Origin of the sequence: Caballeronia sp. PC1 (assembly GCF_021353155.1) — a bacterium.
Lineage (GTDB): Bacteria > Pseudomonadota > Gammaproteobacteria > Burkholderiales > Burkholderiaceae > Caballeronia > Caballeronia cordobensis.
In genome coordinates this window covers 1,175,330-1,201,601 of sequence record NZ_JAJUBH010000001.1, presented here as the reverse complement: position 1 = coordinate 1,201,601, position 26,272 = coordinate 1,175,330, and the positions used below count along the sequence as shown (strand labels likewise).

Genomic DNA, 26,272 nt, shown 5'->3' with positions numbered 1-26,272 from the left:
ATTCAACGAGAATCGTCATGCTCGCACCCAATTTGAACGCCGCCGCGGCCACGCCGGAAGTGGAAGTCATCGCGCATCGCCGCACGCTGTGGCGCTGGCATTTCTATGCGGCGCTTTTCGTGATGCCGCTGCTCCTCGTGCTCGCGATCACCGGCACCATTTATTGTTTTCAGCCGCAGATCGAGCCGCTTTTGTATCGCGACAGGATGGTCGTCGCGGAATCGCACGGTCCCCAGCTTTCGCGCGATGTCCTGCTCGCGAAGGCCGCCGCGAGCGAGCCGCGCGGCGCGGTGCCGACGCTCGCGCAAATCGAAACCGACCGCGCGCGGAGCGCCGAGTTCGTGTTCCGGCTGCCCTCGGGCGAGAGCGAGAGCGTGTACGTGAATCCGTACGATGGCGCGGTGCTCGGCACGCTTTCCGTCGAGCATCGGCTGATGAAGCAGGTGCGCAATCTGCATCGCGGCCTGATGCTCGGCAAAACCGGCGAACTTGTGATGGAGCTTGCCGGCTGCTGGACGCTCGTGATGATCGGCACGGGCATCGCGCTGTGGTGGCCCGGCCGGCAAAGCAAGGGCGGGGTATGGCTGCCGCGGCTCTCGCTGACGGGCCGCGCGTGGTGGCGCGATCTGCATGCGGTCGGCGGCATCTGGCTCGCGCTCGGCGCGCTGTTCTTCGTGCTCTCCGGGCTGCCGTGGTCGGGTTCGTGGGGCAAGGAGTTCAAGGCGCTCGCGACATCGGCGTCGCTCGGGTATCCGAAGGGCGCGTGGGGCGAAGCGCATGTGCGCTCGACGGCGCCATCGGCATCGGCATCGAACGATGAACACGCAATGCACGGCATGACCATGAAGATGGACGATCTGCCGCTGCATCAGACGCCGTGGGCCGTCGGCGCGACGCAGGTGCCGGACAGCGCGCAGGCATCGGCGCAAACCCAACGCGTTTCGCTCGACGACGTGGTGACGCTCGCCGCGAAGCAGGGCGTCGCCGACGACTATGGCATCGCGTTGCCGACCACGCCCACGGGCGTCTACACCGTGTCGTACTTCCCCGCCGATCCGCGCGCGGAACGCACGCTGCACATCGATCAGTACAGCGGGCGCGTGCTTTCGGACATCGGTTACGGCAGCTACGGGCGCGTCGCGCAATGGATCTCGTACGGCACGTCGCTGCACATGGGTCGCTACTTCGGCTTCGCGAATCAGATCGTCAGTTCGGCGATCTCGCTCGGACTCGCGGCGCTCGCGGTGACGGGCTTCGTGATGTGGATGAAGCGTCGGCCCGCCCGCGCGCTCGGCGCACCGGCACGGCCCGCGAAGCGCCCGCCGATGCGCGTTTGGCGCGGCTCGCTGACCGTGCTCGGCATGATTTTCCCGTTGATGGGCGCGACGATGCTCGCGGTCTGGTGCATCGACCGCCTCGCATTCGGTGCGAAGCGTGCGCCCGCCTGATCAGACCGCGCCGAAGCGCAGCCGCGTGAGTTGCTCGGCTTCGTTCGCGAGCAATCGCGCGGCGTCGCGGATGGCGACATCGAGCGTGATCGGGCCCGGCGCGGGCGAGAAGCAGCCGCTGAAAAATTCGGAAAGACGCGGCAGCGCGGCCGAATCGACCGCGCCGGAGAGCAGGCAAGCCGGCACGCCTGCCGCGCGTGCGTGCTTGCAGGCGATGAACGGCGCCTTGCCGTGCAGCGTCTGCACGTCCGAGCGGCCTTCGCCCGTGATCAGCCAGTTCGCGCCTTCAAGCGCGGCATCGAGCCCGATCTCGCGCGCGACGACTTCCGCGCCCGTCTCGAAGCGCGCACCGAGCATGTGCAGCGCGAAGCCGAGGCCGCCCGCCGCGCCCGCGCCCGGTTCGTTGCGCTTTTCGACGCCCATCGCCGGTTCGAGCAGATCGGCGAAATGGGTCAGGGCGGCGTCGATGGTCGCCACTTGCTCCGCGCTCACGCCTTTTTGCGGCCCGAAAACCGCGGTCGCGCCGTGATCGCCCGTCAGCGGATTGTCGACGTCGGACATGCCGACGAACTGCGCCTCCTTCACGCGCGGATCGAGCCCCGAGGCATCGATGCGCGCAATCTGCGCCAGCGCCGACGGCACCGGCGCGAGTTCCTTGCCGTTTGCATCGAAGAGCTTGAGCCCGAGGCCGACGAGCAGGCCCGCGCCGCCGTCGTTCGTGCTGCTGCCGCCGAGCGCGACGTAGAACGTGCGCGCGCCGGAATCGAGCAGCGCGCGGATCGCCTCGCCCATGCCGAGCGTGCTGCGCTCGGTGACGGGCACGGCCATGCCGTCCGGATCGGTGATGCCGACGACTTCCGCCGTCTCGACAATCGCGCCGCCGTCGGCGAGCAGGCCGGTCGCGGCGTCGCGGCGCGCGGCTGCCGCGCCGCGCACGTTGAGCATGCGGCGCTCGCCGCCCGCCGAGAGCATCGCGTCGAGCGTGCCTTCGCCGCCGTCGGCCATCGGGCGGATGCGGATGTCGGCGTCCGGCCGCGCGCGCCTGATGCCTTCCGCAATGGCGTTCGCGACGCCTTCGGCGGAAAGCGAGCCCTTGAACGAATCGGGAGCGATGACGACGACGGGAGCAGCGGACGTGACAGGCGTGGCGTTAGGCATGGTGTCTCGAATGTTCTGATGTGGAAGGGGTCGATTGAAAAGCCGCGGCGAGGCCCAATGTATGCCTTCGCCGCATGCGCTTCATGCAGTGCGGCAATGCATCGCGCGGCAGGCGGCTTCGTCGCGTGAATCATGCGCCGGCAAGCTTATCAGCGTGGCCCGGTCCGCAAAATAGCGGCGTGCCGATAACCGGAATTGTGCCCGCGCGCGCGTGCCGGCAAAACGCGGATTTACGCCGAAATCCGGCGGAAAATCGGGCGCTTTTCTGGCGAAATCGCGTCGAACCGGCCGGATCGCATGCCCTTGTCCGGGCCACGCGGAATTTGTTTGCTAGAATACTTGGCTCTGTTGACTGACACCGTGTCGGACGACGATCCGGCACTACCGTGCAGACCTGGCAGACGCGCTCTGCGCGGGTCTTACGGCGCCAGGCGTCGATTTCGGCCGGCTCGCGCAGAGCTCGCATCCGGACCCGCGCCTTTAGAACCGCGGAAGAACCGAACACCGAATTCACGATTTACTTTAGGACGATTTCAGCCATGGCTAACGTTGTTGAAAACCTCGGCAAGCTCGAACGCCGCGTGACCATTTCCCTGCCGAAAGATTCGGTGCAGAAGGAAGTCGATTCGCGTATCCGCCAGTTGGCCAAGAACGTGCGCATGCCGGGTTTCCGCCCGGGCAAGGTGCCGCTCAAGATGGTGACGCAGCAATACGGCGGCCAGGTCGAAGCCGAAGTGCTGAGCGACAAGGTCGGCAAGGAATTCTTCGACGTCACGCGCGCCGAGAACCTGCGCGTTGCGGGTCAGCCGAGCTTCGCGCCGAAGGCCGAAGGCACGGAAGACCAGTACGCGTTCGACGCGACCTTCGAGGTGTATCCCGAAGTGCAGCTGGGCGACGTCGCGAACGCCGAGATCGAACGTACGGTCACGACCATCTCCGAAGCGGAAGTCGACCGCACGCTGGATATCCTGCGCAAGCAGCGCGTGCACTTCCATGCACGCGGCGAAGCCGGCGAGCACGGCGACGGCGGTGGTGACGTCGCGGCCAAGGACGGCGACCGCGTGACGCTCGACTTCGTCGGCAAGATCGAAGGCGTGGCATTCGAAGGCGGCAGCGCGGAAGACTTCGCGTTCGTGCTGGGCGAAGGCCGCATGCTGCCCGAGTTCGAGCAGGCTGCAACCGGCCTGAAGGTCGGCGAATCGAAGGAATTCGACCTCAAGTTCCCGGAGGACTACCACGGCAAGGACGTGGCGGGCAAGACGGCGCAGTTCACGATCACCATCAAGAAGATCGAGTGGCCGCACCTGCCGGAAATCGACGCGGATTTCGCGAAGTCGCTCGGCATCGAAGACGGCGATCTCACGAAGATGCGCACCGAAATCAAGGACAACCTGGAGCGCGAAGCCAAGCGCCGCACGCAGCAGATCGTGAAGAACCAGGTCATGGACGCGCTCCTGAAGATTTCGGACCTGGACGTGCCGAAGGCGCTGATCGAGCAGGATCAGCAGCGCCTCGTCGAAATGGCGCGTCAGGATCTGCAGCAGCGCGGCGTGCCGAACGCCGCCGACGCGCCGATCCCGGCCGAAATGTTCGCCGAGCAGGCCGAGCGCCGCGTGAAGCTGGGCCTCGTGCTGGCCGAGCTGGTGAAGGCGAACGAACTGCAGGCGAAGCCCGAACAGATCCGCGCTGAAGTGGACGAATTCGCCAAGAGCTACGAAGACCCGAAGGAAGTCGTCCGCTGGTATTATTCGAACCAGCAGCGCCTCGCCGAGATGGAAGCGTACGTCGTGGAAAGCAACGTCGTCGATTTCGTCCTGGGCAAGGCCAAAGTGACCGACAAGGAAGTCAGCTTCGAGGAACTGGCCAGCGCAACGGCGCAAGCCTGACGCGTGAGGCAGGGGGCGTGCGGAGTCGTCGGATGACGGCTCGCACGCCTTTTTTGCATTAAAGTTTGGGCGTTTGCATGCCGTTCTAGTCGATGTTCCTTTGTCGTTCAGTACCCTTATTCCGAACAAGGAAATTGCATGACCTTTCGCGCTGAATTGCTCGACACGTTGGCGTCCCACGCACCGCGGGACTTCGAAGCCCAGGCGCTCGGCCTCGTTCCGATGGTCGTGGAAACGAGCGGCCGCGGCGAGCGTGCCTATGACATCTACTCGCGTCTCCTCAAGGAACGCGTGGTGTTTCTCGTCGGTGAAGTGAACGACCAGTCGGCGAATCTGGTCGTCGCGCAGTTGCTGTTCCTCGAAAGCGAGAATCCCGACAAGGACATCAGCCTGTACATCAACAGCCCGGGCGGCTCGGTTTCGGCCGGCATGGCGATCTACGACACCATGCAGTTCGTGAAGCCGGACGTGTCCACGCTGTGCATGGGTCTCGCCGCGAGCATGGGCGCGTTCCTGCTGGCGTCGGGCGCGAAGGGCAAGCGCGTCGCGCTGCCGAACGCACGCGTGATGATTCACCAGCCGCTCGGCGGCGCGCGTGGCCAGGCATCGGACATCGAAATTCAGGCGCGGGAGATCCTGTACCTGAAGGAACGTCTGAACCAGTTGTTGTCGCATCACACGGGTCAACCGGTCGAGCGCATCGCGCGCGACACGGATCGCGACAACTTCATGTCGGGCGACGACGCGCAGGCTTACGGCATCGTCGACCAGGTGCTTCACAAGCGTCCCTGAGGCGTCCGGAGCGGCGCCGCGCCGGCCCCTCGGAGACGAGCCGGCACAGTGACGAGGTCGCGCACGCGGCGCAACGCCAAACGCGCTTCGTTTGCCCTCGCGGGGTCGAATCTGCGAGGGGGAATCGAAGGGCGTATCATGTAACAAGAGTGTCCGGAGGCTTACACATTTATGGCGGACAAAAAAGGTTCCAGTAGCGAAAAGCTGCTGTATTGCTCGTTCTGCGGAAAAAGCCAGCATGAGGTCAAGAAACTCATTGCTGGGCCGTCGGTGTTCATCTGCGATGAATGTATCGACCTGTGCAACGAGATTATTCGCGACGAAGCGGCCGGCGCGGCGGAAGAGGCCGGGCTGACCAAGTCCGACCTGCCGAGCCCGCAGGAAATCAGCGATATCCTCAATCAGTACGTGATCGGCCAGGAACGCGCGAAGAAGATTCTCGCGGTGGCCGTGTACAACCACTACAAGCGGCTCAAGCACCTCGACAAGAAGGACGATATCGAGCTGTCGAAGAGCAACATTCTCTTGATCGGGCCGACCGGCTCGGGCAAGACGCTGCTCGCGCAGACGCTTGCACGCATGCTGAATGTGCCGTTCGTGATCGCGGACGCAACGACGCTGACCGAAGCCGGTTACGTCGGCGAGGACGTCGAGAACATCATTCAGAAGCTGCTCCAGAACTGCAATTACGAAGTCGACAAGGCGCAGCGCGGAATCGTTTACATCGACGAAATCGACAAGATCAGCCGCAAGTCGGACAACCCGTCCATCACGCGCGACGTGTCGGGCGAGGGCGTCCAGCAGGCGCTGCTCAAGCTGATCGAAGGCACGATGGCGTCGGTGCCGCCGCAGGGCGGACGCAAGCACCCGAATCAGGACTTCATTCAGGTCGATACGACCAACATCCTGTTCGTCTGCGGCGGCGCGTTTGACGGTCTGGAAAAAGTCATCACCGATCGCACCGAGAAAACCGGAATCGGTTTCGGCGCGAGCGTGAAGAGCAAGCAGGACCGCGATGCGGGCGAAGTGCTGCGCGAAGTCGAGCCGGAAGATCTGATCAAGTTCGGTCTGATTCCCGAGCTGATCGGCCGTCTGCCTGTCGTGGCGACGCTCGGCAAGCTCGACGAAGCCGCGCTCGTGAAGATTCTGATCGAGCCGAAGAACGCGCTCGTGAAGCAGTATCACAAGCTCTTCGCGATGGAGCGCGTCGAACTGGAAATCCGCCCGGCGGCGCTTCAGGCCATCGCGCAGAAGGCGATTCGCCGCAAGACCGGCGCGCGCGGCCTGCGTTCGATTCTGGAACAGGCGTTGCTCGACGTGATGTACGAACTGCCGACGATGAAAGGCGTTTCGAAGGTGATCGTCGACGACAACACCATCGACGGCGACGGCAAGCCGCTGCTCATCTACGAAGACGCGCCGAAAGTAGCTGGTTCGAACTGAAGCAGGCTGTGTGTCGGCGAAAGGCCGTTCATGGCGACGTGAACGGCCTTTTATTTTTTCCGGTTTAATGTGGATGTTACTGACGCGATCTTTGACTAACGACTTTTCCCTTCCGATAAAGGCTTGCAATAGCTCTGAACGGCCTTACTTACGACTGAACTGATTCCATTAATGGGGAAATGAAATGTCAGGAACCCAACTCCTCCCGCAGGAACGCATTACGCTGCCGCTGCTCCCGCTGCGCGACGTAGTCGTTTTCCCGCATATGGTGATTCCGCTCTTCGTGGGGCGGCCCAAGTCGATCAAGGCCCTCGAAGCCGCGATGGAAGGCGGCAAGCACATCATGCTCGTCGCCCAAAAAACGGCGGCGAAGGACGAGCCGACCGAAAAGGACATGTACGAAGTGGGATGTGTCGCCAACATCCTGCAAATGCTCAAGCTGCCCGACGGCACCGTGAAAGTGCTCGTCGAAGGGCTGCAGCGCGCGAAAACGCTTTCGATCGAAGAGCAGGAAACGCAGTTCTCCTGCGACGTGATGCCGCTCGAGCCCGATCACGCCGACAGCGCTGAAACCGAAGCGCTGCGCCGCGCGATCGTCTCGCAGTTCGATCAGTACGTGAAGCTCAACAAGAAGATTCCGCCGGAGATCCTGACGTCGCTGTCGGGTATCGATGAAGCGGGTCGTCTTGCGGACACCATCGCCGCGCATCTGCCGCTCAAGCTCGACCAGAAGCAGCACATCCTCGAGATGTTCCCTGTGATCGAGCGCCTCGAACATCTGCTCGCCCAGCTCGAAGCCGAAATCGACATTCTGCAAGTCGAGAAGCGCATTCGCGGCCGCGTGAAGCGCCAGATGGAAAAGAGCCAGCGCGAGTACTACCTGAACGAGCAGGTCAAGGCGATCCAGAAGGAACTGGGCGAAGGCGAAGAGGGCGCGGATCTCGAAGAACTCGAGAAGCGCATCACCGCCGCGCGCATGCCGAAGGAAGCCAAGAAGAAGGCCGATGCGGAGCTCAAGAAGCTCAAGCTGATGTCGCCGATGTCCGCGGAAGCGACCGTTGTGCGCAACTACATCGACACGCTGATCGGCTTGCCGTGGCGCAAGAAGAGCAAGGTCAACAACGACCTCACGAACGCGGAGCGCGTGCTCGACGAAGACCATTTCGGTCTCGAAAAGGTCAAGGAACGCATTCTCGAATATCTCGCGGTCCAGCAACGCGTCGAGAAGGTGAAGGCGCCGATTCTCTGCCTCGTCGGGCCTCCTGGCGTGGGTAAGACTTCGCTCGGCCAGTCGATCGCGCGCGCGACGAACCGCAAGTTCGTGCGCATGGCGCTCGGCGGCGTGCACGACGAGTCCGAGATCCGTGGCCACCGCCGCACGTACATCGGTTCGATGCCCGGCAAGATCCTGCAAAGCCTGGCGAAGGTCGGCGTGCGCAATCCGCTCTTCCTGCTCGACGAAGTCGACAAGATGGGCATGGATTTCCGTGGCGATCCGGCATCCGCGCTGCTCGAAGTGCTCGATCCGGAGCAGAACCATACGTTCGCGGACCACTACATCGAAGTGGACTTCGACCTGTCGGACGTGATGTTCGTCGCGACGTCGAACTCGCTGAACATTCCGCCGCCGCTGCTCGACCGGATGGAAGTCATCCGCCTGTCGGGGTACACGGAAGACGAGAAGGTCAGCATCGCGCAACGTTATCTGTTGCCGAAGCAGAAGCGCAACAACGGCCTGAAGGAAGGCGAGATCGACGTCACGGAACAGGCTATCCGCGACATCATTCGCTATTACACGCGTGAAGCGGGCGTGCGTTCGCTCGAACGCGAAATATCGAAGATCTGCCGCAAGGTCGTGAAGATGTTGCTGCTGAAGAAGGCCGAAGGCGCGGTGAAGGTCGATGGCTCCAACCTCGACACCTTCCTCGGCGTGCGCAAGTACGACTTCGGTCTGGCCGCGAAGGACAACCAGATCGGTCAGGTGACGGGTCTCGCGTGGACGGAAGTCGGCGGCGATCTGCTGACGATCGAAGCGGCGGTCATGCCCGGCAAGGGCGGCGTGATTCGCACGGGTTCGCTCGGCGACGTGATGAAGGAATCGGTCGAAGCAGCACGCTCGGTGGTGCGTTCGCGTTCGCGCCGTCTGGGTATCACGGATGAGTCGTTCGAGAAGAAGGACATCCACATCCACGTGCCGGAAGGCGCGACGCCGAAGGACGGTCCGTCCGCCGGTATCGCGATGACCACGGCGCTGGTGTCGGTGCTCACGGGTATTCCGGTTCGCGCGGATGTCGCGATGACGGGCGAAATCACGCTGCGCGGCGAAGTGCTGCCAATCGGCGGGTTGAAGGAGAAGCTGCTGGCGGCGCATCGCGGCGGCATCAAGCTCGTGCTGATCCCCGAGGAAAACACGAAGGATCTGGCCGACATTCCCGACAACGTGAAGAACGCCATCGAGATCGTGCCGGTTCGCTGGATCGATCGCGTGCTGGAACTGGCGCTGGAGCGCACGCCGGAGTCGCTGCCGGAAGACGAAGCCAAATCGACGCCGGTCGCTGCCGAAACGCAGAAAGATGCGCCGGCTTCGGGTGAGGTCGTCAAGCACTAAACGCTTCGCGCGACACGGCGTTCGTCGCGGTGTTGCGTGATCGTTGCTAAAAACCCGCGGGTTCATCCCCGCGGGTTTTCTTTTTGCGCGCGGCATTTTCGAAGAGACTCTCTAATGCGCCCGCAAACCGCGCCGGATCAGGCTCAACCCCCGTTGACACGCGTCTTTCGGCTAAGTTAAATGAGCGCCGCATCCAGACTTATCGAGATGACTGGCCGCATCGATGCCTGACGTCGATGCATGGCCACATCGACTACAACGTGCCAATTCTGATTCGGGGACTACGATGAACAAGACGGAACTGATCGACCATATCGCACAGCAAGCCGACATCTCCAAGGCCGCCGCCGGCCGCGCGCTCGACGCGGTCATCGGCGGCGTGCGCGCCACGCTGAAGAAGGGCGGCACGGTGACGCTCGTCGGCTTCGGCACGTTCGCGGTGGGCAAGCGCACGGCACGCACCGGACGCAACCCGCGCACCGGCGACGCGATCAAGATCAAGGCCGCGAAGGTCCCGAAATTTCGCCCTGGCAAAGCGCTGAAGGATGCGCTAAACTAGCGGACTCGCTGGATACGGCGCTTTCAACACGAAGCCCGTTTTCAGCGCAGCGCAAACCAAATGAATTTGCGGACCGGGTGCTTAGCTCAGTTGGTAGAGCGGCGCCCTTACAAGGCGTAGGTCGGGAGTTCGAGCCTCTCAGCACCCACCAGGTCTCTGTTCATTGCGCGCTACCCAGGAGCGGTAGTTCAGTTGGTTAGAATACCGGCCTGTCACGCCGGGGGTCGCGGGTTCGAGTCCCGTCCGCTCCGCCAGGAATCAATCAGAAAATCCCGTCCGCTGAAAAGCGCGCGGGATTTTTTGTTTGCGTAGCGCAACTTGCAGTCGATCAAGAGTGCTAATTATCGTTACACGACACGAAACGCGGATCACGCAAATTGCTTCGATCGCATCTTAAGCGGTTGATAAATAAAGCAATCTCCCGCTTGCAACGGTCTACGCTCCACGCGCCCGGTCGTTCGAAGAAACCGATCCGCTCCCGCCTTTCGCCTTTTCCTCCGCCACTGTTGTAATATCGAGCGTTTTGTTCTGACAACGCAGCGCTACGCATGCTCGACTTCTTCCGAAATCACCAGCGGCTGATGATGGCCTTGCTGATCCTTATCATCGTGCCCGGTCTGGGCATGGTCGGGATTCAGGGTTTCAGCAATTACTTCGACGAGAGTTCTTACGTCGCCAGCGTCAACGGCCATAAGATCACGCGTGCCGAATTCGACAGCGCCTTCCGCCAGCAAGTGGACCGCGCGCGCTCGATGCTCGGCGCCCAGTTCGACGCCAAGATGTTCGACACGCCCGAAACGCGCGCCGCGATGGTCGATAGCCTCGTGCAGCAGCGGGCGATGGCCGACGAAACGCAACGTCTGCATCTGACCGCATCGGATGACGCCGTGCGTCGCGCGCTCATGACCGATCCGGTGATCTCGTCGCTGAAAAAGCCCGACGGAAGCATCGATCTCGACCGCTACAAGCAACTGCTCGCAATGCAAGGCATGACGCCCGAGCAGTACGACGAGCGCATGCGCTATACCCTCGCGACCGAGCAGATTCCGGGCAGCATTCAGGGCTCGTCGTTCACGTCGAAGTCGCTCGCGCAAAGCCTCACGGAACTCGCCGAGCAGAAGCGCTCGGTGCAGGGCCTGTCGCTGCGCACGGCCGATTACGCCGCGAAAATCCAGCCGACCGACGCGCAACTCACGGCGTTCTACGAAGCGCATCGCAATGAATTCGCGACGCCCGAAACCGCGACCATTCAGTACCTCGTGCTGTCGCCGTCGACGATCGCGGCGGCATCGAAGCCGAGCGACGCCGATCTGAAGAAGTACTACGACGACAACATCCAGCGCTATCGCACCGAAGCGGAAGTGCGCGCGAGCCATATCCTCGTGAACGCGCCGAAAGACGCGAGCGCCGCCGATAAAGCGAAGGCAAAGCAGAAAGCCGAAGAACTGCTCGCGCAGGTCAAGGCGCATCCGGACCAGTTCGCGCAGATCGCGCAGAAGAACTCGGAGGACCCGGGTTCGGCGAACAAGGGCGGCGATCTCGGCTACTTCGCTCGCGGCCAGATCGCGGGCGGCAAGGCGTTCGACGACGCCGCGTTCGGCCTCAAGAAGGGCGAGGTGAGCAATATCGTCGAGTCGGACTTCGGTTATCACATCATCGAGGCGACCGACGTGAAGCCGTCCATCACGAAGCCGTTCGATGAAGTGAAGGACGCGCTCGCGAAGGACTACACAGCGCAACAGGGCACGAAGGGTTTCGCCGACGCCGCGCAAGGCTTCACCGATCTCGTCTACGAAAAGGCGAAGTCGCTGCAACCGGCGGCGGACAAATACAAGCTCGCGATTCAGACCGCGACCGTGGGTCCGAAGCCGAATCCGCAGTTGCCGCAGGACAATCCGCTCAACAACCCGAAGCTGCTGGCAGCCATCTTCGCGCCGGACTCGGTGAAGGACCGCAACAACACGCAGGCGATCGATGTCGGCAACAACACGCTGATCGCCGCGCGCGTGACGGATTACAAGGCGTCGAGCGTTCCCGCATTCGACGTCGTGAAGGACGAGGTGCGCAAGAAGGTCGTCGCGGACCTGGCCGCCGCAATGGCGAAGAAGGAAGGCGAGGCGAAGCTCGCGGAACTGCAGAAGTCGAAGTCGGCCGATGGTTTCACGTCGCCCGTCACGGTGTCGCGCAACGACGCGCAAGGCTTGCCGCCCGCGGCGCTATCCGCGATCTTCAAGGCGGATGCATCGAAGCTGCCCGCGTATGTCGGCGTCGATCTCGGTGCGGACGGCTACGCGATCTATCGCGTGAACGGCATCGACAAAGCCACGCCCGTCGCGGCCGACCGTCTCGCGGGTGCGCAGCAACAGGTCGCGCAAGTCTACGCGCAAGCTGAAATGGAGGCCTATCTGAGCTCGCTGAAGGCGCGTTCGAAGGTCAAGCTGAGCCAGTCGCCGCCGCCGACATCGAACTGATCCATCCGCATCGGTATACAAGAAAGCCCCGCGTCCGAAAGGTCGCGGGGCTTTTGTTTGAGATACCGCCAAGCGTCGCTTACAGGCAGGCCTGAATATCGCCGGTCGCCTGGCTGCCGGCCGCACCCGATGCGCGGAAGCCGACCCACGTGCCCGCGCCTGTCGTGGCCGGACGAACGACGGCCGCCGCGCCGTTGGGCGGCTGCTGGCCGGGGACGTAGACGTCGACGGCCTTGTCGCCCGCGAGCGTGTCCTGCGACACGACTTGCTGCTGCGACTTGTCGGCCCACTTCTGGGCGACGCATTGCGCGACCACGTTCGGCGCCTTCTGGCTCGTGCCGACTTGCTGCACGGCAGGCGGCTGCGCGGCACAGGCCGAGATCGCAACGGTCAGGGCGAGAAGAGGGAAGTATTTCACGTGACCTCCTTGTAGAGTCGCTCGACAAAAGAGCGGGGTTATAAGAGTTACGCGAAAGTCTCAGATATCTGAATCGTGGCCGTGTTCCGCGTCGATAAAAAGCTGTCGCGGCCGGCGTCGCGGTCAATGAACGGCGGCGGCGCCCAGCAAGGGTTTCAAGGTTGGCCAGACGTTATCCAGCAGCAAAGGCTGGGCCTGCACCGTCGGATGGATCTGATCGGCCTGGAACATGGCAGGTTTGTCAGCAATGCCGGCAAGCAGGAAGGGCACGAGCGGCACGTTGTGCTCCTTCGCGATACGCTCGTAGACGGCGTGGAACTTTTGCGTGTAGTCCGGGCCGTAATTGGGTGGAACGTGCATGCCGATGAGTAAAACCTTCGCATGCGCGGCTTGCGATGCATCGACGATGCCGCGCAGGTTTGTTTCCGTGGTCGCGAGCGGCACGCCACGCAGCGCATCGTTCGCGCCGAGCTCGACGATCACCACGGCGGGCTTGATGCGCGAAAGCACCGCGGTCAGCCGCGCGCGCCCGCCGCTCGTGGTGTCGCCGCTGATGCTCGAATTGGCGACGCTATAATCGAAACGCTCCTTCGCCAGCCGCTCGCGCAAGAGATTCACCCAGCCGGTATCGCGCGGCAAGCCGTATTCGGCCGAGAGGCTATCGCCCAGCACGACGATCGCGGGTTTCGTCTGGGTGGCCGCCTGAACTTCCGCGGCGTGCGCGGGCGCGATGCCCGTTGCCGCCAGCGCAATCGCGGGCACGAAGCCGCGCAAGCTCTTTTTCAAAGTGTCCATGCAAAACAATATCGAACCGGTCATCGAAGTACGGGGATTAAGCAAGCGGGTGAAGGACGCGACAGGCGAGCTCACGATTCTCGATCAGATCGATCTGTCGATCGCGAAGGGCAGCAGTGTCGCGATCGTCGGCGCGTCGGGCTCGGGCAAGTCGACATTGCTCGGACTGCTTGCGGGATTGGACAGCGCGAGCCAAGGCTCGGTTCGTCTGTTGGGCAAGGATCTGACGAACCTGAACGAAGACGAACGCGCCGCGTTGCGCAGCGGCGCCGTCGGGTTCGTGTTTCAGTCGTTCCAGTTGATGCCGCATCTGACCGCGCTCGAAAACGTGATGCTGCCGCTCGAACTGCGCGCCGAGATGCCGCACAGTGAAATCGCCGCGCGCGCACGGTCGCTGCTCGATCAGGTCGGCCTTTCGCAGCGCACGAGCCACTATCCGAAGCTGCTGTCCGGCGGCGAGCAGCAGCGGGTTGCGCTCGCGCGGGCGTTCGTCACGCATCCGGCCGTGCTGTTCGCCGACGAACCCACCGGCAGCCTCGATGCCGCCACGGGCTACGCGATCATCGATCTGATGTTCGAAATGAACCGCCGCAACGGCGCGACGCTCGTGCTCGTTACGCACGACCCTGAACTCGCGGAGCGCTGCGACGCCACCGTGACGATCGAAGCCGGCCGGCTCGTCAACGGCCTGAGCGTATGACAAAGCCCGCATCGCTGCGGGCTTGCGTGTGCATCGGCGGGATCAGCGCTTCAACGCTTTGCGCGCCCGCTCGATCAGCGTCGAAGTCGACGAGTCGTGCTTCTTCGGATCGGCGCTTTGCGCGGTTATATCGGCCTCGACGACCTTGCCGAGAATCTTGCCGAGTTCCACGCCCCACTGATCGAACGAGTTGACGTCCCACACCGTGCCCTGAACCAGCACCTTGTGCTCGTACAGCGCGATGAGCGCGCCGAGCGTTTGCGGCGTGAGCGCATCGAGCATGATCGTCGTGGTCGGACGGTTGCCGGGGAAGCTCAGATGCGTCGCGAGTTCTTCCTTGCCGGGGCCCGCGACCTTCTTCGCTTCTTCGAGCGTGCGGCCGAGCATCAACGCCTCGCTTTGCGCGAAGCAGTTCGCGAGCAGCTTCGCGTGATGATCGACGAGCGGATGCTCCGGCGTCAGCACGGCAATGAAGTCGATCGGAATCAGCGTCGGGCCCTGATGCAGCATCTGGAAGAACGCGTGCTGGCCGTTCGTGCCCGGCTCGCCCCAGATCACCGCCGCCGTCGGATAATCGACCATCTTGCCGTCGAGGCGCGCGGACTTGCCGTTGCTTTCCATCTCCAGTTGCTGCAGATACGAAGGCAGATAGTGCAGCGCTTGCGAATACGGCGCGATCAGGTCGCTTTGCGAGCCGAAGAAATTGCGATACCAGATGCCGATCATCCCCATCAGCACGGGCAGATTCTTGTCGAGCGGCGCCGTGCGGAAGTGCTCGTCCATCGCGGCCGCGCCTTGCAGCAGTTCGTCGAAATGCTTCGGCCCGACGGACAGCATGATCGACAGCCCAACCGCCGACCATAGCGAGTAGCGCCCGCCGACCCAGTCCCACATTTCGAACACGTTTTCTTTCGCGATGCCGAATTTGACGACTTCGGCCGGATTCGCCGACACGCCGACGAAATGCTTCGCCAGTTGATCTTCGGGGCAGCCCGACTTGAGGAACCAGTCGCGCATCGAGTGCGCATTGGTCATGGTTTCGAGCGTGGTGAACGTTTTGGAGACGACGATCGCAAGCGTCTCTTCGGCGTCCACTTGCTGCAGCACGTTCCAGAGATCGGCGCCATCGACGTTCGATACGAAGTGCGTATCGAGTTCCTTCGATGCGAGATGATGCAGCGCATGCACGACCATCTTCGGCCCGAGATCCGACCCGCCGATGCCGATGTTCACCACATGGCGAATGCGCTTGCCGGTATAGCCGGTCCACGCGCCGTCGCGGACCTTATCGGAGAAAGCGGCCATCCTGGCCTTTTTTTTCTGCACCTGATCGTAAAAAGGCGCGTCCGGCGACTGCGCGCGCAGCGCCGTATGGAGCACCGCGCGATGCTCGGTGATATTGACGATGTCGCCACGGAACATGGCGTCGCGCCGCTCGGTGACCTTGGCTTGCTGCGCGACCTCGACGAGCAGCTTGAGCGTTTCGTCCTTGACGCGGTTCTTGGAGAAGTCGATTGCGAGGCCGCCGCCTTCGAAGGTCAGGCGTTCGGCGCGCGTGGGCGCGGTGTCGTTTTCCGGCGCGAACCAGTCGCGCAGGCGCTCGCCGGAGATGGCATCGAAATGCGACTGGAGCGCCGACCAGGCAGGAAGCGAATTGAGCATCGAGGGTTGGGTCATGAGCGGTCCGATAGTCTGAAGGTGACAGAGGAATACGTTCGTGCGATTGCGGCTCGGCTTGCCTGCGCGTGCGTGTCGTGTCTGGTGAACGCGACTGCACATCAACTGAGGCCGCGGTTGCCCGAATCAAAAAGAGTATAGCGACGATGCGTGAACGGATGCTTGCAAAGCGTCACAGCGGCCCGCGCTCGATGCGCGTAAGCGTCGTCAGCTTTGCGCATGCTCCGCGTAAAAGCGGCGGTTGATGAGACCGCGCACCGCGGGTGCGAGTTCGCCAGCGGTCAGGCCCGCCGGGCCGGTGCCGCCGTCGGTGAGGGTTTGCGCGGCGAGACCGTGTAGCCAGACGCCGGCAAGCGCCGCCTCGTACGCCGGCAGTTTCTGCGCGAGCAATGCTCCGATCAATCCGCCGAGCACGTCGCCGGTGCCGCCTGTCGCGAGTCCGGCGTTGCCGGTCGGATTCACGGCGACGCGGCCATCGGGCGAGGCGATCACCGTGCCCGATCCCTTCAGCACGGCGATGGCGCCGTAACGCGCGGCGAGCTGGCGCGCGGCGGCGATGCGATCGGCCTGCACCGCCTTCGCGTCGGTGTGCAGCAGACGCGCGGCTTCGAGCGGATGCGGCGTCAGGATGCATGGATCGCTCTGCGCGCCGCGCGCCGCGACCTCGGAGGCGAGCGCATCGTCCTGCGCGACGAGATTGAGCGCGTCGGCATCCAGCAGCTTCGGGATGTCGAGCTTCAGCACGTCGGCGAGCAAGGTTGTGGCGCGCGGGCTCGTCCCCATGCCGCAACCGATCGCGAGCGCGTCCATTTTCTCGAGCGCGAAACCGTCGGCGCGATGCAGCATCAGTTCGGGATGCGGCGGATCGTAAGGCGGAAAACCCTCGCCGACGAACGCGACATGCACCTTGCCCGCGCCGCCGAAGAGCGCCATGCGCGCGGCGAGAATCGGCGCGCCGCACATGCCCGTGTCGCCGCCGATGACCGCGAGCGAGCCGAAGGTGCCCTTGTTGGTCGCGTTGTCGCGCGGCGGCATGCACGCGCCGAAGAGCGCCGGCACATTGAGCACGATCGACGGTGCGGTGCTCGCGTCGATGTCGAGCGTCGCGACGAAAAGCTTGCCGGTCAGATCGCGTCCGAGCGACGTGAAGTGCCCCGGCTTCGCCCCGATGAAGGTAATGGTGGCGCTGGCGCGCACGGCGTCGCCGCCGTTCACCGGCGCGCCAGTGTCGCTGTTCAGGCCGCTTGGAACGTCGAGCGCGAGCACGCGGCCGCCGTCGTGCGACTGCCGAGCCCGGCGCGTCATGCGTGCGGCGATTTCCGCGAACACGCCTTCGAGCGGGCGCGTGAGGCCGATGCCGAACATGCCGTCGACGAGCCAGCCGAAACCGTCGAAGGAGGCGGGCGGCTCGGCGTCGATCGGCACGCCCGCCGCGCGCGCGGATTCGAGCGCCCAGCGGGCATCGTCGGGTTTCACTTCCACCGGCATGCACAGCCGCACCGCGATGCCCGCGCGATGCAGCCGCTCCGCCATCACGAGCGCATCGCCGCCATTGTTGCCCGGGCCCGCGACCAGCCACACGGGCAGCGCGCGGGCATCGGGATCGTGGTCCAGAGCGTCGATGATGCACTGGGCGGCCGCCGCGCCCGCGCGCGCCATCAACGTGTGCGGCGGTAGCGCCGCGGCCGCGCGCGCTTCGAGCGTGCGCAGCTCGGCGAGCGTCTGGAGCGCGAGGGGATCGTCTTTGGGCGTGAAGTAGGGGGAACGGGCGGCGGTCATGGCGGCGGCAGGCGTGTCGGGAATCGAATCGTTCGACGACCCGGCGTGTGCAGCGATCGTGCCCGGCGCGCCGGTCCGCTAGAAGCGTTCGGGGCTCAGCGCGGCGAGGGTATCGGCGGGCAGATCGGGCGTGACGCCGGAAACGAGGTCCGCGATCACTTTAGCAGACCCGCACGCGAGGCCCCAGCCCGCCGGGCCGTGCGCCGCGCTTACGAAAAGGCGCGGATGCCGCGTCGCGCCGACCATCGGCACGCCGTCGACGGTCATGAGGCGCACGCCGTCCCATGCGCGCGCGGCCGACACGCGCGCCGCGCCCGGAATCCAGTCGTGCGTGCCCTGGCCGAGCAGGTCGAGCGCGCGGCGGGACAGCGCGGCGTCGAGCGGCTTGCCGGCCTTGGCGGCACTCTGGAACACGCCCGCGCCGCCCACGCGCAGCCGCTGGTTGATGCGCGTCATCGTAATGCGCTTGATCGAATCGACCACCGTGAGATGCGGCGCGCGCTCCTCGTAGGCGACGGGCGCGGTGAGCGTGTGCACGCGCAGCGGGAACAGCGACGCCGCCGACGGGTTTGCGCCGATGAGCGCCGGCGTGCCCGCGCCCGCCGCGACCACGATCGCATCGGCGGCGATCAGCTCGACGTCGGCGCTGCGCTTTCTGGCTTCGTTCGGCACGGCCAGCTCGACCGCCGCGCGCGCGCCGTCCAGACGCAGCGCCGCGACCGCGCGATGCATGCGGAACTGCACGCCTTCGTCTTCGAGCACCTGCTTGAGCTGCTTGGTGAAAAGCGGACAGTTCGCCGTGCGCTCCTCGGGCAGCAGCACGGCGCCCGCGAATTCGGGATGATCCGGCACCGACGGCTCGACCGCGACGCATTCTTCAGGCGTAAGCACGCGATGCGGCACGCCGCACGCCTTGAGCAGGGCGATGGCCGGCTGCGCTTCATCGAGCTCGCGTTCCTGGCGAAACACGTGCAGCACGCCGCGGCGCTGCTCGAAATCGAGTTCGAGGCGGCTTTCGATATCGGCCAGCACGCCGCGCGACATCGCGACGAGCGGCTGCAGGCGGGCGTACTGCGCGGTGAAGGCCTCGGGGTCGCGCAAGCTCGCGTGCTGCTTGAGGAAATCCCGCGCGGCGGAATCGAAGCCGGTTTTCACCATCATGCCGCTTTGCTTCGCCCGGCTCGACGCCATGAAGGTCGGGCCGAACCAGACATCGAGCGGCGAGGGCAGGAGCGCGCCGCCTTGCCCATAGGTTGCGCCTTGCGCGACGGTCGCGTGGCGCTCCACCACGCAGACGCGGTGGCCTGCCGCATGCAACTGATAGGCGGTGGCGATGCCGGCGATTCCTCCGCCGATGACGATGACATCCATGACTTTTTGTGCCCGAAGGCGCGAGATTGCAATGCAGCGTGGCGTGACGCGCGCATGGAAAGCGCCCGAGGCCGCGCGGCTTGACGATGAAACGACGGGCGAACGGCCTGACGCGGCGCGCGCCGTACCCGGAGAAAGCGCGCCATGATAGCGCCAAAATCGTTTGCGGGGGACCGTGCGCCGCACGCCGCGCGCGGTCCGAACCGGCTGCGGATCGGGCGGCCGACTCGCCGCCGCGCTATTTCGGGATGCGCAACGGCGCGGCGCGTGACGCCCGGCCACCGCCGCGCCGCGGCCGGGCGGAGCCTCCGACCCGATTTCGAGACGCGCATCCGGGTTATAATCGCGGTCTTCCTTTCGCCTCCCGCCGTATTGCGTGCTCGAATCCGATTTTCCGAATTCTGCGAAGCGAGCGTCGCGCGAGCGGCACACAGACGTCATCGACGCACCGTCACAATGGCCCACTTCTCGTGTTTCCCCGGCGCTTCGGCCCTCTCCGATTTCCGTCAGACCCGCCTGCTCGAAAAACTCGCCCGCATCGACGCGAATATCGTCGGCGTGCGCGGTCAGTTCCTGCATTTCGTCAACTCGACCGAGCCGCTCACGGACGAGGACACGAGCCGCATCGAGGCGCTGATGCATTACGGCGCGCCGTTCGAGGAATCGAAAGAGCGCGGCCATGTCGAGACCTTCATGGTCGTGCCGCGCTTCGGCACCGTCTCGCCGTGGGCGAGCAAGGCGACCGACATCGCGCATCATTGCGGGCTCGACACGGTGCGGCGCATCGAGCGCGGTGTCGAGTACTCGGTCATCATGAAAAGCGGCTTTCTCGGCGGCAAGAAGGCGCTGTCGGACGAAGCGCGCACGCAAGTCGCCGATGTCCTGCACGACCGCATGACCGAAAGCGTCGCGGCGTCGCGCGATTCGGCCCTGCATCTATTCGATGAACTGCCGGCCAAGCCCTTGCAGACGGTCGATATCATCGGCGCGGGGCGCGGCGCGCTCGAAGCGGCGAACACCGAACTCGGCCTCGCGCTCGCGGACGACGAGATCGACTATCTGGTGAGCGCGTTCGAAGCCCTGAAGCGCAACCCGACCGACGTCGAACTGATGATGTTCGCGCAGGCGAACAGCGAACACTGCCGCCACAAGATCTTCAACGGCGAATGGACCATCGACGGCGAGAAGCAGGACATGTCGCTGTTCCAGATGATCCGCAATACGGAGAAGCTGAATCACGCCGGCACGATCGTCGCGTATTCGGACAATTCGGCGATCATGCAGGGCGGCGTGGCCGAGCGCTGGTTCCCGCGCGGCGAGGGCGAACACTATCAGCGCCACGTCGAAATGACGCACACGCTGATGAAGGTCGAAACGCACAATCACCCGACCGCGATCTCGCCGTTCGCGGGCGCGGCGACCGGCTCCGGCGGCGAAATTCGCGACGAAGGCGCGACGGGCCGCGGCGCGCGTCCGAAGGCCGGCCTCGCGGGCTTCACGGTGTCGAACCTCGATTTGCCCGATGCGCGCGAGAAATGGGAAAACGCGCGCGACTCCGCCGTGCCTTTGGCCACGCGCAATCCGTCCGAAACGCATGAGCCGTATGGCAAGCCCGAGCGCATCGCATCGCCGTTGCAGATCATGATCGACGGACCGATCGGCGCCGCGGCATTCAACAACGAATTCGGCCGCCCGAACCTCGGCGGCTATTTCCGCACCTACGAGCAGAACGTCGCGGGACGCGTGCGCGGCTATCACAAGCCGATCATGATCGCGGGCGGCATCGGCAATATTTCGGACCAGCACACGCACAAGAACGATCTGCCGGCGGGCACGCTCTTGATCCAGATCGGCGGGCCGGGCATGCGCATCGGCATGGGCGGGGGCGCGGCGTCGTCGATGGCGACCGGCGCGAACACCGCCGAGCTCGATTTCGATTCGGTGCAGCGCGGCAATCCGGAAATTCAGCGCCGCGCGCAGGAAGTGATCAACACGTGCTGGCAGATGGGCGAGGGCAATCCGATCCTGTCGATCCACGACGTCGGCGCGGGCGGCATCTCGAACGCGTTCCCGGAACTCGTCGATGGCGCGGGCAAGGGCGCGCGCTTCGAACTGCGCAAGGTGCAACTGGAAGAGAGCGGCCTGTCGCCGCGCGAAATCTGGTCGAACGAAGCGCAAGAACGCTACGTGCTGGCGATTTCCCCGAACGATCTGCCCGCGTTCCAGGCGATCTGCGAGCGCGAGCGCTGCCCGGTGGCGGTGGTCGGCGTCGCGACGGAAGAGCGTCAGTTGAAACTGATCGACGACGCCAACGAAGGCCAGGAACCCGTCGATATGCCGATGGACGTGCTGCTCGGCAAGCCGCCCAAGATGCATCGCGACGTGAAGCGCGAAGCCGAGCGCTTCGAAGCCGTCGATGTGACGGGCCTCGCGCTGTCGGAAGTCGCGATCGATGTGCTGAAGCATCCGACCGTCGCGAGCAAGTCGTTTCTCATCACGATCGGCGATCGCTCGGTCGGCGGCACGACCGCGCGCGACCAGTTCGTCGGTCCGTGGCAGGTGCCCGTCGCCGATTGCGCAGTCACGACGATGGACTACGCCGGTTATCGCGGCGAAGCCATGACCATGGCCGAGCGCACGCCGCTCGCCGTCATCGACGCGCCCGCGTCCGGCCGCATGGCGGTGGGCGAAGCGGTGACGAACATCGCGTCCGCGCCGATCGAATCGCTGAACAAGCTGAAGCTTTCCGCGAACTGGATGGCCGCGTGCGGCAGCGCGGGCGAAGACGCCGCGCTGTATGACACCGTGAAGGCGATCGGCATGGAACTGTGCCCGGCGCTCGGCATCAGCATTCCGGTCGGCAAGGATTCGCTGTCGATGCGCACCAAGTGGCAGGACGGCGTCGCGAAGGAAGTGGTCTCGCCGGTGTCGCTCATCATCAGCGCGTTCGCGCCGGTCGAAGACGTGCGCCGTCATCTGACGCCGCAGCTCGTCCAGGACACGAACACGGTGCTCATCGCGATCGATCTCGGACGCGGACGCAATCGCATGGGCGGCAGCATCCTCGCGCAAGTCACGCAGCAGGTCGGCGACGCGGTGCCCGACGTCGACGATGCCGAAGACCTGAAACGCTTCTTCGCTGCGATTCAGGCGCTCAACGCCGGCGGCAAGCTGCTCGCGTACCACGACCGTTCGGACGGCGGCCTCTGGGCGACCGTGTGTGAGATGGCGTTCGCGGGCCATGTGGGCGTGTCGCTGAACGTCGACATGCTGACGCTCGACGCCGATCACGAATCCGATTACGGCGACGCGAAAGACTGGGCGAAGCAGACGAGCGGCCGCCGCGACGATCGCACGATCCGCGCGCTGTTCTCGGAAGAACTCGGCGCGGTGATTCAGGTGCGCGGCGCCGACCGCGATGCGGTGCTCGTCGCGCTGCGCGAACACGGGCTGTCGGCGTGCTCGCATGTGATCGGCAAGCCCAACGAGAGCGGCGCGATCGAGATTTACCGCGACGCGAAGAAGATTTTCGATGCGCCGCGTGTCGATCTGCATCGCGCGTGGAGCGAGGTGAGCTGGCGCATCGCGCGGCTGCGCGACAACCCCGCATGCGCCGATGCCGAATACGAGGCGCTGCTGGATGCGGCCGATCCCGGCATTTCGCCCGCGCTGACGTTCGATCCCGCCGAAGACGTGGCCGCGCCGTTCATCGCGACGAACAAGCGTCCACGCGTCGCGATCCTGCGCGAGCAGGGCGTGAACTCGCATCTGGAAACGGCCTACGCGTTCGATCGCGCCGGCTTCGACGCGCACGACGTCCACATGAGCGATCTGCTCGAAGGCCGCGCGACGCTCGCCGATTTCGCGGGCGCGGTGGCATGCGGCGGCTTCTCATACGGCGATGTGCTGGGCGCGGGCGAAGGCTGGGCGAAGACGATCCGCTTCAACGCGCAGCTCGCCGACATGTTCGCCGCGTTCTTCGCGCGTCCGGACACGTTCGCGCTCGGCATCTGCAACGGCTGCCAGATGATGTCGAGCCTCGCGTCGATGATTCCCGGCGCGGAAAACTGGCCGAAGTTCACGCGCAACAAGTCGGAGCAGTTCGAAGCGCGCTTCTCGCTGGTCGAAGTGCAAAGCTCGCCGTCGATGTTCTTCGCCGGCATGGAAGGCTCGCGCATTCCGGTCGCGGTCGCGCACGGCGAAGGCTTCGCGGACTTCTCGCAACAGGGCGATCAGGCGAAGGCGCTCGTCGCGATGCGTTACGTCGATCATCGCGGCAATGCGACGGAGCAGTATCCGTTCAACCCGAACGGCTCGCCGCAGGGCATCACGTCCGTGACGACGCCCGATGGCCGCTTCACCGTGCTGATGCCGCACATGGAGCGCGTGCATCGCAACGTGCAGATGAGCTGGACGCCTGAGGACTGGACCACCGACGGCAGCCCGTGGCTGCGCGTGTTCCAGAACGCGCGACGCTTCCTCGGCTGATCGCGGTTGTCGTTTCATGCAAAACACCCCGAAGTGAGCGCTTCGGGGTGTTTTGCTTTGCGCGAGCGATATCGTTTCTGCCAGTCGACACATATCCCAAAATAATGCGACCGTAAGTTCCGGGTATAGTCCGCGACAAGCCGCGATCCGCGGCGGCACCCGGAGGAGACATAAAACAAGTGCTATCACATTACTTAGGTAAGCTAATTTTATCGAGCGTGGCCGTCGCGGTCTCGTGCCTGCTGACGGCGTGCGGCGGCAGTTCCGATTCAGATTCCGCGAATCTGTCGCCGGTAGCGCGCGCGGCCGTGCTCGGCGATAACCTGATGGTGCGCGTCGCAATCGACACCAACGATGCCGCGAAATCCGGCACGAACTGCGCGGACCTCGGCGCGGACTGGGCGAGTTGCGCGCGCGGCAAGCTGATTCTGGAAAACGCCGGCGGGCGCAGCATCGCCGCGGGCGGCTGGACGCTGTACGTCCACAGCATCCGGCGCATTCTGATGGTCGAGCAACCCGCGTTCGCGTGGAAGCACATCACGGGCGATCTCTATGCGCTGACGCCGCGAGCGGGCGCGTTCACGCTCGGCGCGGGCGAGCGCATCGAAGTGCCGTTCGTCGGCGAGTACTGGTACCAGCGCTATAGCGATCTGCTACCGCGCGCGTATGTCGTCGACGGCAACGCGGCGCCCGCCATCCTCAAGCACAACGATACCGACGACGAAACCCGCTACGTCGACCGTATTCCGCCAAGCGCCGACGACGCCGCCGCGTTCGCCGCGACGCCCGCGCAAGTGCAACGCGCGCGCGCGGAAGCCGCGCTGCCGTCGGCGCAGCAAGTCGCGGCGCGCGCGCTGCCGGCCGTTTTGCGCTCGACGCCCAATGAAGGCGTGGCGCAGATCGGCGGCATCGAGTTGTCGATGTCCGGCCTGACGTCCTCGCAACGCGCGGCGCTCGAAGCACGCGCGGCGACGCTCGGTCTCACCGGCGCGGCCCTGCGCGTGAACGGACAGATCGCGGGCGGCTCGCTGCCCGCCGATATCGCGCGCGCGGGCGGTTATCGCCTGACGATCGCACAGGGCGGCACAAACATCGACGCGTTCGATGCCGCCGGACTCTTCTACGGCGTGCAAACGCTCCTGTCGCTTACGCCCGCGGGCGGCGGCAACGTTCCGGCGATGACTGTCGAAGACGCGCCGCGCTACACGCATCGCGGCATGCACGTCGATGTCGCGCGCAACTTTCGTCAGCCCGCGACGCTGCGCCGCCTCATCGACCAGATGGGCGCGTACAAGCTCAATCGCCTGCATTTGCATCTCTCCGACGACGAAGGCTGGCGTATCGAGATTCCCGGCCTGCCCGAACTCACCGATATCGGCGCGAAGCGCTGCCACGATCTCACCGAAACGCGCTGCCTCGTGCCGCAGCTCGCCTCCGGCCCGGACAATCGCTCGGGCGGCGGGTATCTGAGCCGCGCCGACTACGTGGCGCTCGCGCGTTATGCGGCGGACCGCTTCGTCGAGATCATTCCGGAGATCGACATGCCCGGCCACGCGCGCGCCGCGGTCGTTTCGATGGAAGCGCGGTTTCAGCGTCTGAGCGCGAAAGGCGACAAGTCCGGTGCGAACGCGTACCGTCTGCTCGATCCCGCCGATACCTCCAACGCGACGACGGTCCAGTTCTACGATCGCCGCAGCTTCATCAATCCGTGCGTGGATGGCGCACAGCGCTTCGCGTCGAAGGTCATCGGCGAAATTGCGGCGATGCATCGCGAGGCCGGCGCGCCGCTTTCCGTGTGGCACTTCGGCGGCGACGAAGCCAAGAACATTCTGCTCGGCGCGGGCTTCCAGCCGCTCGACGGCACGGACCCCGGCAAAGGCCACGTCAATCTCGCGGCGCAGGACAAGCCGTGGGGCCGCTCGCCGCAATGTGCGGCGCTGATCGCGTCGGGCAAGGCGGCTTCCGTCGACGAACTGCCGTCGATGTTCGCGCGCCAGGTGAGCCAGATCGTGCGCAACAACGGCATCGGCACGATGGCCGCGTGGCAGGACGGCATCAAGCACGCGAAGGGCCCGCAGGATTTCGCGACATCGAACACGATGGTCACGATGTGGGACACGATTTTCTGGGGCGCGTCGGACACCGTGCAGGCGCTGAGCGGGCAGGGCTACAAGACGGTGCTGGCGCTGCCGGACTATTTGTACTTCGACTTCCCGTATGCCTTCGATCAGCGCGAACGCGGCTATTACTGGGGCTCGCACGGCACCGACAGCTTCAAGACGTTCTCGCTCGCGCCGGACAATCTGCCGCAAAACGCCGAAATCATGGCCGATCGCGACGGCAAGCCATTCGAGGTGACGAGCGCGGGCCCGGCACCGCACATCGAAGGCATTCAGGGGCAGGCGTGGGCTGAAGTGATGCGCACGGACTCGCAGTTCGAATACATGGTCTATCCGCGTCTTCTGGCGCTCGCGGAGCGTGCGTGGCACCGGGCGGAGTGGGAGCGGCCGTATCGGGATGGCGAGCGTTACAAGCTCGGCGACACCGACAAGGTCGATAAAGCCGCGCTCGCGCGGGATTGGGCGCAGTTCACGAGCGTGGTGCAGAACCGCGAGCTGGCCAAGCTCAAGCGCGCGGGAGCCGTCATGCGCGAGGGCGCGGGGAGTTGACCGCGCAATG

16 protein-coding genes and 2 tRNA genes are annotated in these 26,272 nt (G+C 64.7%); 12 read left to right on the top strand and 6 right to left on the bottom strand.

The features are described from left to right. The first annotated feature begins 17 nt into the window (after positions 1-17). Positions 18-1,448: a PepSY domain-containing protein gene (locus LY284_RS05715; RefSeq protein WP_233385207.1), complete on the top strand. Its 1,431-nt coding sequence runs from the start codon at positions 18-20 to the stop codon at positions 1,446-1,448. On the opposite strand, the gene LY284_RS05710 is transcribed toward LY284_RS05715, so the two are convergent. After that, entirely contained in the window at positions 1,449-2,606 is a 1,158-nt protein-coding gene (locus LY284_RS05710; RefSeq protein WP_045450479.1) for a glycerate kinase, read from the bottom strand. It lies immediately after the preceding gene. A 539-nt stretch (positions 2,607-3,145) separates the two neighbouring features. Between LY284_RS05710 and tig the strand changes: the two genes are divergently transcribed. The 8 genes from tig (at position 3,146) to LY284_RS05670 (ending at position 12,365) form a co-directional block, all read left to right on the top strand. Continuing rightward, positions 3,146-4,492: a trigger factor gene (gene tig, locus LY284_RS05705; RefSeq protein ID WP_233385205.1), complete on the top strand. Its 1,347-nt coding sequence runs from the start codon at positions 3,146-3,148 to the stop codon at positions 4,490-4,492. Between the two features lie 138 nt (positions 4,493-4,630). Next, positions 4,631-5,284, top strand: a complete 654-nt coding sequence (gene clpP / locus LY284_RS05700; RefSeq protein WP_014191278.1) for an ATP-dependent Clp endopeptidase proteolytic subunit ClpP — start codon at positions 4,631-4,633, stop codon at positions 5,282-5,284. A gap of 171 nt (positions 5,285-5,455) precedes the next feature. After that, entirely contained in the window at positions 5,456-6,727 is a 1,272-nt protein-coding gene (gene clpX / locus LY284_RS05695) for an ATP-dependent Clp protease ATP-binding subunit ClpX (protein WP_008349753.1), read from the top strand. A 184-nt stretch (positions 6,728-6,911) separates the two neighbouring features. Beyond that, complete coding sequence (gene lon, locus LY284_RS05690) at positions 6,912-9,335, top strand: endopeptidase La (protein ID WP_014191279.1); 2,424 nt, start codon at positions 6,912-6,914, stop codon at positions 9,333-9,335. 286 nt (positions 9,336-9,621) lie between these two features. Beyond that, complete coding sequence (locus LY284_RS05685; RefSeq protein WP_014191280.1) at positions 9,622-9,894, top strand: HU family DNA-binding protein; 273 nt, start codon at positions 9,622-9,624, stop codon at positions 9,892-9,894. A 75-nt stretch (positions 9,895-9,969) separates the two neighbouring features. After that, positions 9,970-10,045, top strand: a tRNA-Val gene (locus tag LY284_RS05680). A 26-nt stretch (positions 10,046-10,071) separates the two neighbouring features. After that, positions 10,072-10,148 (top strand) — tRNA-Asp (locus LY284_RS05675). Between the two features lie 294 nt (positions 10,149-10,442). After that, complete coding sequence (locus LY284_RS05670; protein ID WP_045450481.1) at positions 10,443-12,365, top strand: SurA N-terminal domain-containing protein; 1,923 nt, start codon at positions 10,443-10,445, stop codon at positions 12,363-12,365. Between the two features lie 79 nt (positions 12,366-12,444). Here LY284_RS05670 and LY284_RS05665 read toward each other — a convergent pair whose 3' ends face one another. Next, positions 12,445-12,783, bottom strand: coding sequence for a hypothetical protein (locus LY284_RS05665; RefSeq protein ID WP_045450482.1), 339 nt, complete (start codon positions 12,781-12,783; stop codon positions 12,445-12,447). Between the two features lie 123 nt (positions 12,784-12,906). Continuing rightward, entirely contained in the window at positions 12,907-13,578 is a 672-nt protein-coding gene (locus tag LY284_RS05660) for an arylesterase (protein WP_045450483.1), read from the bottom strand. Here LY284_RS05660 and LY284_RS05655 point away from each other — a divergent pair. Beyond that, entirely contained in the window at positions 13,577-14,278 is a 702-nt protein-coding gene (locus LY284_RS05655) for an ABC transporter ATP-binding protein (RefSeq protein WP_045450484.1), read from the top strand. The genes LY284_RS05660 and LY284_RS05655 overlap by 2 nt on opposite strands. A gap of 42 nt (positions 14,279-14,320) precedes the next feature. On the opposite strand, the gene pgi is transcribed toward LY284_RS05655, so the two are convergent. The 3 genes from pgi to LY284_RS05640 all read right to left on the bottom strand — a co-directional run bounded on the left by pgi (position 14,321) and on the right by LY284_RS05640 (position 19,105). Continuing rightward, complete coding sequence (gene pgi, locus LY284_RS05650; protein WP_233385190.1) at positions 14,321-15,955, bottom strand: glucose-6-phosphate isomerase; 1,635 nt, start codon at positions 15,953-15,955, stop codon at positions 14,321-14,323. A 207-nt stretch (positions 15,956-16,162) separates the two neighbouring features. Further along, positions 16,163-17,734 (bottom strand): NAD(P)H-hydrate dehydratase, encoded by a 1,572-nt coding sequence (locus LY284_RS05645; RefSeq protein WP_045450485.1) that lies wholly within the window; start codon positions 17,732-17,734, stop codon positions 16,163-16,165. A 78-nt stretch (positions 17,735-17,812) separates the two neighbouring features. Continuing rightward, complete coding sequence (locus tag LY284_RS05640) at positions 17,813-19,105, bottom strand: FAD-dependent oxidoreductase (RefSeq protein ID WP_233385188.1); 1,293 nt, start codon at positions 19,103-19,105, stop codon at positions 17,813-17,815. A 456-nt stretch (positions 19,106-19,561) separates the two neighbouring features. Here LY284_RS05640 and purL point away from each other — a divergent pair, with 456 nt between their 5' ends. Together purL and LY284_RS05630 are read left to right on the top strand one after the other, a co-directional pair. Beyond that, entirely contained in the window at positions 19,562-23,593 is a 4,032-nt protein-coding gene (gene purL, locus LY284_RS05635) for a phosphoribosylformylglycinamidine synthase (RefSeq protein WP_045450486.1), read from the top strand. A gap of 239 nt (positions 23,594-23,832) precedes the next feature. Beyond that, positions 23,833-26,262 (top strand): family 20 glycosylhydrolase, encoded by a 2,430-nt coding sequence (locus LY284_RS05630; RefSeq protein WP_375294256.1) that lies wholly within the window; start codon positions 23,833-23,835, stop codon positions 26,260-26,262. The last annotated feature ends 10 nt before the right edge of the window (positions 26,263-26,272 follow it).

Bases quoted from the DNA above. Each gene is read 5' to 3' on its own strand.
- LY284_RS05715 (WP_233385207.1), top strand. From the start codon at position 18: ATGCTCGCACCCAATTTGAACGCCGCCGCGGCCACGCCGGAAGTGGAA.
- LY284_RS05710 (WP_045450479.1), bottom strand. From the start codon at position 2,606: ATGCCTAACGCCACGCCTGTCACGTCCGCTGCTCCCGTCGTCGTCATC.
- tig (WP_233385205.1), top strand. From the start codon at position 3,146: ATGGCTAACGTTGTTGAAAACCTCGGCAAGCTCGAACGCCGCGTGACC.
- clpP (WP_014191278.1), top strand. From the start codon at position 4,631: ATGACCTTTCGCGCTGAATTGCTCGACACGTTGGCGTCCCACGCACCG.
- clpX (WP_008349753.1), top strand. From the start codon at position 5,456: ATGGCGGACAAAAAAGGTTCCAGTAGCGAAAAGCTGCTGTATTGCTCG.
- lon (WP_014191279.1), top strand. From the start codon at position 6,912: ATGTCAGGAACCCAACTCCTCCCGCAGGAACGCATTACGCTGCCGCTG.
- LY284_RS05685 (WP_014191280.1), top strand. From the start codon at position 9,622: ATGAACAAGACGGAACTGATCGACCATATCGCACAGCAAGCCGACATC.
- LY284_RS05670 (WP_045450481.1), top strand. From the start codon at position 10,443: ATGCTCGACTTCTTCCGAAATCACCAGCGGCTGATGATGGCCTTGCTG.
- LY284_RS05655 (WP_045450484.1), top strand. From the start codon at position 13,577: ATGCAAAACAATATCGAACCGGTCATCGAAGTACGGGGATTAAGCAAG.
- LY284_RS05660 (WP_045450483.1), bottom strand. From the start codon at position 13,578: ATGGACACTTTGAAAAAGAGCTTGCGCGGCTTCGTGCCCGCGATTGCG.
- pgi (WP_233385190.1), bottom strand. From the start codon at position 15,955: ATGACCCAACCCTCGATGCTCAATTCGCTTCCTGCCTGGTCGGCGCTC.
- LY284_RS05645 (WP_045450485.1), bottom strand. From the start codon at position 17,734: ATGACCGCCGCCCGTTCCCCCTACTTCACGCCCAAAGACGATCCCCTC.
- LY284_RS05640 (WP_233385188.1), bottom strand. From the start codon at position 19,105: ATGGATGTCATCGTCATCGGCGGAGGAATCGCCGGCATCGCCACCGCC.
- purL (WP_045450486.1), top strand. From the start codon at position 19,562: ATGGCCCACTTCTCGTGTTTCCCCGGCGCTTCGGCCCTCTCCGATTTC.